Here is an 11,106-nt window from a genome sequence, read left to right as displayed (position 1 = left end):
GGCGGCGCCGAGTACGTCGACCATCTTGTCGGAGTCGTACTCGTTCATCTGGCAGCCAAAGGTCTTTACATAAACTTTCTTGGTCATCGGGTTTCGCCGTTCGCAGTGGTTGACCTGGGGGCGTCGTCCGCTTGATGCACGGTATGCACGTCAGGACTACGGTGTTTTAAGGGGGCAGAATCGGGGGCGTCGAGACCGGGTGGGGCCGGCTTGGGGCATCCCGCGTCTGGCAACGCGTTGGGGACGATCCGCCCTTGCTTTTTGTTGCCACTTCGCCGTGCCTGTGTGTCTCGCCGGCGCATTGGCTACTCGCTGGCTTCTTTTTGCCGGGATTGCCGTGGCTGCGGATCGCTTTCTGCGTAATCCGGGATTATAGCCGCTTGCGCCTTCTGCTTTGCGTCCCCTCGGCCGGGTCCGTGCAGGGCAAGAGCGCGTCCAGTTCGCCCGACGTCTGCGCGAAGCGCGCGGTGAGGAAATCGAGCAGCGCGCGCACGCGCGGCGCGAGAAAGCGGTTGCGGTGGTAGAGCGCGTGCAGCGGCGCGTCCGGGTAGCGCCAGTCGGGCATCACGATCTTCAGCCGCCCGGCGCGCAGGTCGTCGGCAACGTCCCAGATCGACTTCACCGCAAGACCATAGCCGCATAGCGCCCACTGGCGCGCCACTGCGCCGTCGGTCGATTCGAGCGCGTCGTCGAGCGGCACCGTGTAGGTTTGCGTCTGTCCATCGCGCGTGAAACGCCATTCGTTCACGGGCCCCGCCACCGAGCTGATCACGATGCAGTCGAAACGGGCCAGATCGCCCGGCTCCTGCGGCTCGCCATGGCGCGCGAGGTAGGCGGGCGAGGCACATAGCACGCGCCGGTTCGGCGCGAGCCAGCGTGCGACGAACGAACTGTCCTGCGGCGTGCCGAAGCGGATCGCGAGATCGATGTCCTCGAGCACGAGATTCGAGAGCGAATCGGTGAGCGTGAGCGCGAAGCGCACGTCGGGGTAGAGATCGCGGAATTCGTCGAGCCATGTCATCAGCAGGTTTCGGCCGAAGTCCGACGTCGCGGAAATGCGCACCTTGCCGCGCACCGCGTTCTGGCCCTCCTGCAACGCGGCCTTGGCGTCATCGAGCGAGCGCAGCGCGTGCTCGCTGCAGGTGAGGTAGAGCCGGCCTTCGTCGGTGAGCCGCAACTGGCGCGTGGTGCGATCGAAAAGGCGCGCGCGCAGTTCCGCTTCGAGGCGCGCCAGCCGGGCGCTGGCCGCCGCGGGCGTGAGGCCGAGCTTGCGACCCGCTGCCGAGAGGCTGCCGAGGCGTGCGGCCTCCACGAAAAGGCGCACGTCGCCGAGATTGTCCATCGCGCGATTATTCGAAAAATATTGAAAATGCTTCAAATGCTACGCCAATTATCAAATCTTTACGTAGCCCCGACAATGCGCGTGTTTTCAGGAAAACCGCAGCGCCTTAGTTTGCGCGGCGCGGCCCGCACGCCATGGAACTCGATCACGTCACGCTCGTCACCCCCGACCTCGAAGCCACATGCCGCTTCTTTCGCGACATAGTCGGCCTCGAGGACGGTCCGCGTCCGCCGTTTCGCGTGGACGGCCATTGGCTCTATGCACACGGCCGCCCGGTCATCCATCTGATCGACGCGACCGTGCCCGCGCAACCCGCCGCGCTGGTCGCGCCGCGCATCGACCACGTGGCGTTTCGCGTCGCGCCCGGCGACGAGTGGCGCGCTCTGGTCCAGCGGCTTGCCGCGCACCGCATGCCCTACCAGTTCGCCGAGGTGCCCGCGAGCGCGCAGCGGCAACTTTTTGTGGCGCTCGCGCAGGGCATCGTCGTCGAGTTCGTCACGTCGATGACGGCCGGCGCGGCGGCCTGAGCGGCGGCCTTAGCGCCTGCCTGAGAGTCCGCCAGAGGGCGCCGCCTCACGCTGCCTCAGTCCTGGTCCAGGCCCGGTCACCCCCACGCTGATTTTTGGAGATTTCGATGCCCATTCCCTTGCTCGCGCTGGCGATCAGCGCCTTTGCCATTGGCACCACCGAGTTCCTCATCATGGGCCTGTTGCCCGACGTCGCGCGCGATCTCAACGTGACGATTCCCGCCGCGGGCCTGCTCGTGACCGGCTATGCGCTTGGCGTCGCGGCCGGTGCGCCGCTGCTCGCCGCGCTCACGAGCCGCATGCCGCGCAAGCTCGCTCTGCAACTGCTGATGGGCGTGTTCATCGTCGGCAACGTGATGTGCGCCGTTGCCTCGAATTATTCGCTGCTGATGCTCGCGCGCGTCGTGGCCTCGTTCGCGCACGGCTCGTTCTTCGGCATCGGCGCCGTGGTGGCCGCATCGCTCGTGCCGCAGGAAAAGCGTGCGAGCGCCATCGCACTGATGTTCACCGGACTCACGCTCGCGACGGTGCTGGGCGTGCCGTTCGGCACGGCCGTCGGCCAGCAGTTCGGCTGGCGCGTGGCGTTCTGGATCGTGAGCGGCCTTGGCGTGATCTCGCTCATCGGCGTAACGGCGCTCGTGCCCAACCAACACGATACTGGCCCTGCGGGCCTCGGCCACGAGGTGCGCGTGCTGCGCGATCCGCAGGTGTGGCTCGCGCTCGGCATGACCGTGCTCGGCTTCGGCGGCGTGTTCGTCGTCTTCACTTATATCGCGCCGATTCTCGAGCAGGTGAGCGGCTTCTCGCCGCGCGGCGTGACGTTGATGCTCGTGCTGTTCGGCGTGGGGCTCACGCTTGGCAACACGCTGGGCGGCAAGCTCGCCGACCGCGCGCTGATGCCTTCGCTCATGGCTATCCTCGTGATGCTCGCCGTGGTGATGGCGATTTTCACGAAGACGAGCCATGCGAGCGTGCCGGCCGCCGTCACCGTGTTCGTGTGGGGCATCGCCGCGTTCGCGACCGTGCCGCCGCTGCAGATGCGCGTGGTCGCGAAGGCCGCCGCCGCGCCGAACCTCGCTTCGACGCTGAACATCGGCGCATTCAACGTGGGCAACGCGATGGGCGCGTGGATGGGCGGTCTGGCCATCGCGCACGGCGTGGCGCTCGACTCGCTGCCGTGGGTGGCTGCGGCCGTCTCGCTCGCGGCGCTCGTGCTTACGTGGGCGGCGGCGCGGCTCGACGCGCGCAGCACGCCGGTGCGGGAACCGGGGATGGCGGTGCGGCAGGACGCGTGAGCCGCACGCGGAGCGAATGCGGCTGATGCGGCGTACGCAGCTGATGCGCAGGGCCCAAAAGCAATCCCGGAATTGCGCTCTGCAATCGTGATAACAGTGTGAAGATAACTTCGTTGGGTGCGACAAATCGCGATGCTAGTCTTGCCTCCATTCAGGCTCTTGCGCCGCAATTCGAGCGGTGCGTCCGGGAGGCAGCCATGCATTCACCCCTCGCGCTCGTGCGCGACGCGCAGCTAGATGTGGCGCACACCGAAGCAACTTACGACACGCTCGAGTATCTCGTCGGCGTGAACCTGGCGCGGTTGCGCGCCGAGCGCCAGCTTTCGCTCGATGCGCTCGCGCGCGCCTCGGGCGTCTCGCGCGCGATGCTCGCCCAGGTAGAGTCGGCGCGCAGCGTGCCCTCGATCAAGGTGCTGTGCAAGGTGGCGGCGGCGCTCAAGGTCTCGGTCTCGGCCTTTTTGCGCCGGCATGCCGTGAACGGCTTCGAGCATCTGCCCGCCGAACGCGCGTCGCGCCTCGTGAGCGCCGACGGCCGCTATTCGGCGCGTGCGCTCTATCCGGAAGGCGAGCCCGCCGCTGCCGAATTCCATGAGCTGCGCATCGCGCCGCTGCATACCGAGCCCGGCGTGCGCCGCCCGCCCGGCACGACGGTGAACCTCGTGGTGAGCGACGGCACGCTCGAAGTGAGCGTGCACGAGCGTCGCCAGCTGCTCGCGACCGGCGACGCGATGGTGTTCGACGCCGACCAGCCCCACAGCCTGCGCAACCCCGGCGACACCGAAGCGCGCGTGTTTCGCGTGACGCTGAACGCCGAAACGCCGCCGCGCTGGGACGTGCCCGCCGCGCCGGCAGTTGCCCGGGACGTGACGCAGGTGGTGTCGCAACTGGCGGCGCAGGCCGCGCCGCAGCCGGCATGAGCGGCCGCCCGGCGAACGCGCTCATGGCGTGCTGCATGAAATTCGCTCCGGGAAAAGATTCGGGAAAATTGTCTAGTCGTACTTTTTCGCGCTGCACGATCGCGCGGCCTGTTGTATCCTTTGCCCGCCGGTTGATCCGGTAATCAGTGCGTCTTCAGGGCGGGGTGAAATTCCCCACCGGCGGTATGCCGGCCGCGCCGCAAGGCAACGCCGACGAGCCCGCGAGCGCCTGCGCGAACGTAGTTGTGTCGTGCGCAGGGTCAGCAGATCTGGTGCGAAGCCAGAGCCGACGGTCATAGTCCGGATGGAAGAAGATGTGCAGATGGTCATGTTTGCCCATCCGCCGCGGCGTTTCGGCCGATGCGTGTGCGTCCCCATTTTCGGGGCGCCTCACATCACTGCCGAATCACGCGTGCCGGGGATTCCTGTCTGTTTGCAATGCCCTGAAACGTTTTTCGCCTAACTCTCGCGAGGAGCGTTTCACATGTCCCTTACTGCCAGTTCCACTTTCGCATCGTCTTTCGGCGAGCCGCTCGATGCCGCTGCCGATCTCCCTTTCATCGAATCCGAGCCGGTGCCTGCGCGCATCGCTGCGGCGTTGCAGGCCATGCGCGAAGGCCGCCCGGTCGTGCTGCAGGACGACCACGACCGCGAGGACGAGGCCGACCTGATCGTCGCCGCCGATCGCCTCACGACCGAAACGATGGCGCTCTTCATCCGCGAATGCAGCGGCATCGTGTGCCTGTGCCTCCCGGACGAAAAGGTGCGCGCGCTCGAACTCCCGCCGATGGTCTCGCACAACGAAAGCCGCAACCGCACCGCGTTCACGGTGTCGATCGAGGCGCGCGACGGCGTGAGCACGGGCGTCTCGGCCGCCGACCGAGTGACGACGATCCGCGCCGCGATCGCCCCCGACGCGAAGCCCGCAGACATCGTGCGCCCCGGCCACGTGTTCCCGCTGCGTGCGCAGCGGGGCGGCGTGCTGGCGCGCCGCGGCCACACGGAAGGCACCGTCGACCTCGCGGTGCTCGCGGGCCTCGCGCCGGCCGGCGTGCTGTGCGAGCTGATGAACCCCGACGGCACGATGGCGCGCGGCGAGCAGGTGGATCGCTTCGCGAAGCTGCACAACCTGCCGATGCTCACGATTGCCGAACTGGTGACGTTTCGCGAATCGCTCGCTGCGGCGCGCGAACGCTGCGTCGAGCCGGCCTGAGGCCGATTCGGGGGCGATCGGGGGGCACGCGGGACTTCAAAGGGCCTCAGAGGGCTTCAGGCGCCCGTCGCCTCGCGGCGGCTGGGTGGCGTCGCGACGTGGGCGTTTCTCTCGCGCCTGCTTCGCGTTCGCTTACGACTGCGTGTCGCCGAACTCGCCGCGCACGCCGGCCTCGACGAGTGCCGGCAGCGCGTCCATGTGGGCCATGATGCGCGTGATGCCCATCTCTCGCAGCACGTCGGCATAGCCTGACGGGATATGGCTCGCGCCGACGAACGCGATCGTCTTCATGCCCGCCGCGCGTGCGGCGTTCAGGCCCGAAATACTGTCCTCGACGACGATGCAGCGCGCCGGCTCCACGCCGAGCTGGTTCGCCGCGTGGAGGTACACGTCGGGATAGGGCTTGGGCCGCGCGACCTGCTCGGCACTGAAGATGCGCTCGCCGAAGATCGTGTCGAGCCCGGCGCGCCGCACCGAAGCGTGCACGCGCGAGAGCCGGCTGTTCGAGACGACGGCTGCGGGCAGCGAGACGCGGCGCAGCGCGTCGCGCACGCCGTTGATCGGGCTCACCGATTCGGCAATCGCGATTTCGCAGCGCTGGTCGATCGTCTCGAGAAAATCGTCGGGCATCGTGAGGTTGAAGCGCGCGGCGACATCGGCGAGAAAGCGCGAGGTCTGCTGCCCGAACGCCGACTTGACGGCGGCGCGGAAATCGATGCCGGGAAAGGTGCTGCTGAGCGTTTCGAATAGAACGCGGTCGGCGATGACTTCGCTGTCGACGAGCACGCCGTCGCAGTCGCAGATTAGATGGTCGATCATGCGTGAAACGAGAGGCCGCGCGCTGCACGGCGCGAGGGCCGGTGCCGCGCCAGGGCCAGACAGGCGCAAAGGTTGAAACGCCTCATCATACGTGCTTTTAGGCGGCCGTCCTTAGGTGTCGACCTGAGTTAGCGCTTTAGCGCATACTCAGGTCCCATGCAGGGCTGTCGACCTGAGTTAGCGCCTAAGGTGTCGGCCGGAGTTAGTGTTTCAGCACTTACTCCAGGCCCATGCAAAGCATCTGCTCAGGTCTTGTGCAGGATGCTCGCTGCGGCGCTGCTTGAGCGGCGCTTTCCAGCATGACCGATAGAAAGGGATAAAAAGGCCCAATCTGTGCACGGCGGGTGCGCGTGGAGCTGCGTCCGGCACGCCTAGCCGTCCTCCGCTTGATCTGCTTCACCCGCATCGGCCCACGCCATCGCTGCGCCGATCTAGCGCGAGATAGCCTCCGTCGCGACGCCTGCCTGGCTAGACCAGATGTCGCGCGGGTCGTGTTCGACCCAGCCGGGCCGCGGATAAAGCTGGGCGAGTTCCTTCTGCGCGAGCGCGACGATCTCGCCGCGACGGTCGAGCAGCGGGGCGCGTGAGTTCGTCGTGCCGCGATCCAGTGCGAGGATGTACGACTCAGCGCGCGACTGATGCATCGAGCGGTCTCCATGGTTGTGGTGCGGCATGCAGCGCCATGCAGCGGCGAGAGCGCAACGAACCCAGCATAGTCCCGAAAGCGTCTTGTGGTCGCCTCGGCCGAACGGCCAGGGTGTCGGACGGCTGGCGCGGTGCGACAATAGCCGCACCGGGATGCAATCGTTCTAACCAGTCCAAAAGGAAAACGAGGCAATCATGCGTGGAATTGCGATGATCGGCGCGGCAGCGCTACTCGCGGGGTGCGTGAGCACACCGTCGAGCCTTGAGGGCGGGCGGGGCGCGCCTTCATTCGCCGCGTTGCAACAAATGTGTGGCCAGGAGGTGGACTTCGGCACGGATGCACCGGCCGTCTACTCGGCTGTTTTCGACGCCTGGGTGGCCAATCGCCGCGGCAGGCTGCCCCAGGCCCAGTTCTGCGGCTTCCAGGCTGCGCTTGCGCAGCAGTACGCAACGTACGGGAAAAGTAGTGACCCGGCGGCGCGCAATCAGTGGGTGAACTTCCTCAACGAGCAGCGCGCGACGGCGCTGAGCTGGCGCGCATCGGCAGATCCCACGCTGCGGGCAGGCTAATCAGGTTGGCGGCGCACGGGTGCCCCGGCGCAGGCGAAAGCGCATACGCTGCACGCGTAGCGCAAGCGGTCGGCCGCCGGTTGGGACGCCAACCAGCACGAGGGCGGAAAAAAATGGTCACGCGGGCATGAAGCGCGCGGGTCCGCGTGACCATGCACTGCAGGCGCATACGTCTACTGCCGGGCGCCTGCATCGGGGACGTGCCCGACCGGGCGGGCTGGCGGACGATCCTCGCGTCCGCGCAAATCGATAGGGGCAATGGGCCTGTGGCTGGGCGGGCACAGAGCCCGCCGGCTCAGGCTACGAACACCGTTTGATGGCGCGCAACGCAGAGTCGCCGATTTCGGTTAGTCGCCATTGCTGGAGGCCGGAGGCGAGGCGCTCCAGTTGGACGAGCTGTCGTTCGAGCAGGGCGTCCAGTTCTTCTCGCTCCATGTCGAGCTGGTTGGGGGCGTCCTTTACTAGCAGCAGGGTGGCGAATTCATGCGGACTCAGCATCGTTCTCTCCGTGTTGCCGCATCAGAGGTCACCGATTGCGGCCCGCAGGGCGGCGCGGCGACAGACATGCGGTAGGTATGAGCGAAAGCCTGCGACGGTGCAGATCGCGTGGCCGGCGGTACCGGCCGTCCGGACCGCCTGTACGCGGCCCAAACGGCATCCAGCCCGGGATCTACCTCGGGGAACTGGAGTGTAGTCAACGCTGCTGCGTTGTACAAACCACATCTCAAAAATATTCCGTTTGACATTCGCGCCTGCGCGCGGCGGTAACACAAGGCGTGCAGATTCGCGATTTCACTTGAAGTTCGTGCCGCGCTGCGGCAAGACTTGAGCGCCTCTGTGTGCTTCTGCGTGCCTCGCGGCCACCACGATTCAGCTGCACACCCGGCAGCATGCGTAGCGCATGAATTGGCAAGCGCATGTGGCAGTCATTTGCCGCGTTGCTACGCATAACGGTTCACGCCCAGGCGTCCATTTCTGGAACTGTGAGCACTGGGCCCGGTCTGTGCTATGTGACTGCAGGTACGCGAAACTACAGCTAATATGGAATAGGGATGGATGGCTGGTACCTTTCACCACGCTTGATGGGCGCGACATGCGGAGCCTCGGGGGCTTCGTCACGCGCCGCGCGGCGTGAGTCTGGATACCGCTTCGGGAGCACGACACCAAATGCGTAACGAAATTGAGCCTCGCCATGAGATGCCCTGGCGCATCGAAGACATCGATCTCACACGTATCGACCGTCAACGTGCCGCCGCCAACGAAGACTTGATGCTGCTCCTGTGCGCTTCTTCGTTCATTGAAAGCGGCTCTGACCTTTACACCAGCAACCTCAGCGTGTTCTTCAATGGCGACCCCGAAGTCTCGGAGTGGCTCAACCGCGAATGGGAGCTCGAGGAGCTTCAGCATGGGCGCGCGTTGAAGACGTACATCCAGTACGTGTGGCCCGAGTTCGATTGGGACACGGCCTTTCGGAATTTCATCGACGAGTATTCGAAGACTTGCTCGTTCGAAGAGTTCGAGAAAACGCGGGCGCTCGAAATGGTTGCGCGCTGCGTGGTCGAAACGGGTACCGCGACGCTATACCGCGCCATCGGCGAATGCTCGGACGAGCCCGTGCTCAAGGAAATCACCGACAACATCCGCAGCGACGAAGTGCGCCACTACAAGCACTTTTTCCGCTATTTCAAGAAGTACAACCAGATAGAGGGGCACGGGCGTCTCGCCGTGCTCGGTGCGCTCATGCGCCGCGTGATGGAGATCAAGAACGAAGATTCGGAGATCGCATTGCGCCATGTGTTCGCGGGCCGCTATCCCGACCGCGTGCGCGACGAGGCCTATAACCGCGAGCTCGCGGCGCGCGTGAACAAGCTAGTGCGTCACAATCTTTCCGCCGACATGTGCGTGAAGATGCTGCTCAAGCCGCTCAACCTGCCTGCGAAGATCCAGCCGGGCGTGCATTACCCGCTCGCGAAGATTACTCAGCACGTGTTCTTCCGCTAGCGCTTCGGCGCGCGCGAAAGCGCGCAAAAAACGCAAAGCCCGCTGTGATGGCGGGCTTTGCGTTTTGTGGTGCATGCCGACCGACGTACGGTCGATCGGCTCACGGCAACCTGGCGTTTAGCGGTCGCGCTGGCCGTTGCCGTCGCGGCGCGCATTGCCGCCGGGCCGGCCGCCGAGCAGCGCGCCCGGGTTCCCTTGCGACTTGCGTTGCTGGCGTCCCAGCGCGCTCTCGTGCGAGACTCCGCGCTGGCTTTCGCGACGCGTATGCTCGCCGCGTCCGCTCGTTGCGCCGTGATTCGCGGCTTGCTGCTTCACCGGCTTGGCAGTACGCACGCCGTTCGAAGCCGGCTTGGCCGGGCGCTGCCCGCCGTTGCCGCCGCCATTGGCGGCTTGAGCACGGTTGCCGTCGCGGCCACCGTCACGGCTGCCTTCGCGATTGCCGCCGCGCGCTTCGCGCGGCTCACGTGCCTCGCGGGATTCACGCGGCTCGCGCGACTCGCGTGATTCACGCGCCTGCGCGGCGGGCCGGCCCCCGTTCGCGCCATTGGATGCACCGCGACCCTGGCTTTGCCCCTGGCGCGGCGAGCGCCCTTGCGGCTGGCTGCGGCGCTGGATCGGCTCAGGCTTCGCGTTCGGGTCCGGCTCGAAGCCGGGAATGACTTCTTGCGGCACCGCGCGCTTGATCAGCTTTTCGATGTCCTTGAGCAGTTGATGCTCGTCCACGCACACGAGCGAAACCGCCTCACCCGTCGCGCCCGCGCGGCCGGTGCGGCCGATACGGTGCACGTAGTCCTCGGGCACGTTCGGCAGATCGAAGTTGACCACGTGCGGGAGTTGATCAATATCGATACCGCGAGCGGCGATGTCGGTGGCGACCAGAACCTGCAGCGTAGCGTCCTTGAATTCGGCGAGCGCGCGCGTGCGCGCCGACTGGCTCTTGTTGCCGTGGATCGCGAGCGCGCTGATGCCGTCCTTCGTGAGCTGCTCGGCGAGGCGGTTCGCGCCGTGCTTCGTGCGCGTGAACACGAGTACCTGGAACCAGTTGTGCTGGCGGATCAGGTGCGTGAGCAGTTCGCGCTTGCGGTCGCGATCGACGGGATAGATCTTCTGCGCAACCGTCTCCGCCGTGGTGTTGCGGCGCGCGACTTCGATGAGCGCGGGGGAATCGAGCAGGCTGTCGGCGAGCGCCTTGATCTCGTCGGCGAAGGTTGCCGAGAAGAGCAGGTTCTGGCGCTTCGGCGGCAGCTTCGCGAGCACGCGCTTGATGTCGTGGATGAAGCCCATGTCGAGCATGCGGTCGGCTTCGTCGAGCACGAGGATCTCGAGCTGCGAGACGTCGATGGTCTTTTGCTGCATGTGGTCGAGCAGACGTCCCGGCGTCGCGACCACGATATCGACACCGCGCTTCAAGGCGTCGATCTGCGGATTGATGCCCACGCCCCCGAACATCACGGTGGACTTGAGCTTCAGATACTTGCCGTAGTCGCGCACGCTCTCCTCGACCTGCGCCGCGAGTTCGCGCGTGGGTGTGAGGATCAGCGCGCGCACGACGCGCTTGCCGCCCGCGGCGGGCGGCATTTGCGAGAGGCGTTGCAGGATCGGCAGGGTGAAGCCAGCGGTCTTGCCGGTGCCGGTTTGTGCACCGGCGAGCAGGTCGCCGCCGCCGAGCACGGCAGGAATCGCTTGCGCCTGGATGGGCGTGGGCGTGGTGTACCCAAGTTCGTTGACAGCGCGGACCAGCGGTTCGGACAAGCCGAGAGAATCGAAAGACATAAAC

At 66.1% G+C, this 11,106-nt stretch carries 11 protein-coding genes, 1 pseudogene and 1 riboswitch; of the genes and pseudogenes, 6 read left to right on the top strand and 6 right to left on the bottom strand.

Annotation, left to right across the window (positions count from 1 at the left end; translation table 11 throughout):
• Together VMJ11_RS09565 and VMJ11_RS09560 are read right to left on the bottom strand one after the other, a co-directional pair.
• The coding region (locus tag VMJ11_RS09565; RefSeq protein ID WP_325619173.1) for a hypothetical protein at positions 1 to 87 on the bottom strand (87 nt) is incomplete at its 3' end.
• Between the two features lie 283 nt (positions 88 to 370).
• The gene (locus VMJ11_RS09560) at positions 371 to 1,342 is read right to left on the bottom strand and encodes a LysR family transcriptional regulator (RefSeq protein WP_325619169.1); all 972 of its coding nucleotides are present in this window, start codon (positions 1,340 to 1,342) and stop codon (positions 371 to 373) included.
• A 134-nt stretch (positions 1,343 to 1,476) separates the two neighbouring features.
• Between VMJ11_RS09560 and VMJ11_RS09555 the strand changes: the two genes are divergently transcribed.
• The 4 genes from VMJ11_RS09555 (at position 1,477) to ribB (ending at position 5,294) form a co-directional block, all read left to right on the top strand.
• Positions 1,477 to 1,869, top strand: a complete 393-nt coding sequence (locus tag VMJ11_RS09555) for a VOC family protein (RefSeq protein WP_325619168.1) — start codon at positions 1,477 to 1,479, stop codon at positions 1,867 to 1,869.
• Between the two features lie 107 nt (positions 1,870 to 1,976).
• On the top strand, positions 1,977 to 3,164 hold the full coding sequence (locus VMJ11_RS09550) for an MFS transporter (RefSeq protein ID WP_325619167.1): 1,188 nt from the start codon (positions 1,977 to 1,979) through the stop codon (positions 3,162 to 3,164).
• A gap of 197 nt (positions 3,165 to 3,361) precedes the next feature.
• Complete coding sequence (locus tag VMJ11_RS09545; RefSeq protein ID WP_325619166.1) at positions 3,362 to 4,081, top strand: XRE family transcriptional regulator; 720 nt, start codon at positions 3,362 to 3,364, stop codon at positions 4,079 to 4,081.
• Positions 4,082 to 4,227: 146 nt separating this feature from the next.
• Positions 4,228 to 4,401, top strand: a riboswitch (FMN riboswitch).
• Positions 4,402 to 4,565: 164 nt separating this feature from the next.
• Positions 4,566 to 5,294: a 3,4-dihydroxy-2-butanone-4-phosphate synthase gene (ribB, locus tag VMJ11_RS09540; RefSeq protein ID WP_325619165.1), complete on the top strand. Its 729-nt coding sequence runs from the start codon at positions 4,566 to 4,568 to the stop codon at positions 5,292 to 5,294.
• Positions 5,295 to 5,426: 132 nt separating this feature from the next.
• On the opposite strand, the gene VMJ11_RS09535 is transcribed toward ribB, so the two are convergent.
• Together VMJ11_RS09535 and VMJ11_RS09530 are read right to left on the bottom strand one after the other, a co-directional pair.
• On the bottom strand, positions 5,427 to 6,113 hold the full coding sequence (locus VMJ11_RS09535) for an HAD family hydrolase (RefSeq protein ID WP_325619164.1): 687 nt from the start codon (positions 6,111 to 6,113) through the stop codon (positions 5,427 to 5,429).
• Positions 6,114 to 6,547: 434 nt separating this feature from the next.
• A pseudogene (locus VMJ11_RS09530) lies at positions 6,548 to 6,757 on the bottom strand (FGGY family carbohydrate kinase); the annotation flags it as partial.
• Between the two features lie 211 nt (positions 6,758 to 6,968).
• Here VMJ11_RS09530 and VMJ11_RS09525 point away from each other — a divergent pair.
• Positions 6,969 to 7,328, top strand: a complete 360-nt coding sequence (locus VMJ11_RS09525; protein ID WP_325619163.1) for a hypothetical protein — start codon at positions 6,969 to 6,971, stop codon at positions 7,326 to 7,328.
• Between the two features lie 300 nt (positions 7,329 to 7,628).
• On the opposite strand, the gene VMJ11_RS09520 is transcribed toward VMJ11_RS09525, so the two are convergent.
• The gene (locus tag VMJ11_RS09520) at positions 7,629 to 7,826 is read right to left on the bottom strand and encodes a hypothetical protein (RefSeq protein WP_028211787.1); all 198 of its coding nucleotides are present in this window, start codon (positions 7,824 to 7,826) and stop codon (positions 7,629 to 7,631) included.
• Between the two features lie 669 nt (positions 7,827 to 8,495).
• Here VMJ11_RS09520 and VMJ11_RS09515 point away from each other — a divergent pair.
• On the top strand, positions 8,496 to 9,329 hold the full coding sequence (locus VMJ11_RS09515; RefSeq protein ID WP_414694353.1) for a ferritin-like domain-containing protein: 834 nt from the start codon (positions 8,496 to 8,498) through the stop codon (positions 9,327 to 9,329).
• A gap of 117 nt (positions 9,330 to 9,446) precedes the next feature.
• Here the strand turns inward: VMJ11_RS09515 and VMJ11_RS09510 are convergent, their stop codons facing one another.
• Positions 9,447 to 11,102, bottom strand: a complete 1,656-nt coding sequence (locus tag VMJ11_RS09510) for a DEAD/DEAH box helicase (protein WP_325619162.1) — start codon at positions 11,100 to 11,102, stop codon at positions 9,447 to 9,449.
• Positions 11,103 to 11,106 lie beyond the last annotated feature (4 nt).

Origin of the sequence: Paraburkholderia sp. (assembly GCF_035501035.1) — a bacterium.
Taxonomy (GTDB): Bacteria; Pseudomonadota; Gammaproteobacteria; order Burkholderiales; family Burkholderiaceae; genus Paraburkholderia.
Note: the sequence above shows the minus strand (reverse complement) of the source record. Positions and strands in the feature narration are given on the sequence as shown.

Bases quoted from the DNA above. Each gene is read 5' to 3' on its own strand.
- VMJ11_RS09510 (WP_325619162.1), bottom strand. From the start codon at position 11,102: ATGTCTTTCGATTCTCTCGGCTTGTCCGAACCGCTGGTCCGCGCTGTC.
- ribB (WP_325619165.1), top strand. From the start codon at position 4,566: ATGTCCCTTACTGCCAGTTCCACTTTCGCATCGTCTTTCGGCGAGCCG.
- VMJ11_RS09550 (WP_325619167.1), top strand. From the start codon at position 1,977: ATGCCCATTCCCTTGCTCGCGCTGGCGATCAGCGCCTTTGCCATTGGC.
- VMJ11_RS09545 (WP_325619166.1), top strand. From the start codon at position 3,362: ATGCATTCACCCCTCGCGCTCGTGCGCGACGCGCAGCTAGATGTGGCG.
- VMJ11_RS09560 (WP_325619169.1), bottom strand. From the start codon at position 1,342: ATGGACAATCTCGGCGACGTGCGCCTTTTCGTGGAGGCCGCACGCCTC.
- VMJ11_RS09515 (WP_414694353.1), top strand. From the start codon at position 8,496: ATGCGTAACGAAATTGAGCCTCGCCATGAGATGCCCTGGCGCATCGAA.
- VMJ11_RS09525 (WP_325619163.1), top strand. From the start codon at position 6,969: ATGATCGGCGCGGCAGCGCTACTCGCGGGGTGCGTGAGCACACCGTCG.
- VMJ11_RS09520 (WP_028211787.1), bottom strand. From the start codon at position 7,826: ATGCTGAGTCCGCATGAATTCGCCACCCTGCTGCTAGTAAAGGACGCC.
- VMJ11_RS09535 (WP_325619164.1), bottom strand. From the start codon at position 6,113: ATGATCGACCATCTAATCTGCGACTGCGACGGCGTGCTCGTCGACAGC.
- VMJ11_RS09555 (WP_325619168.1), top strand. From the start codon at position 1,477: ATGGAACTCGATCACGTCACGCTCGTCACCCCCGACCTCGAAGCCACA.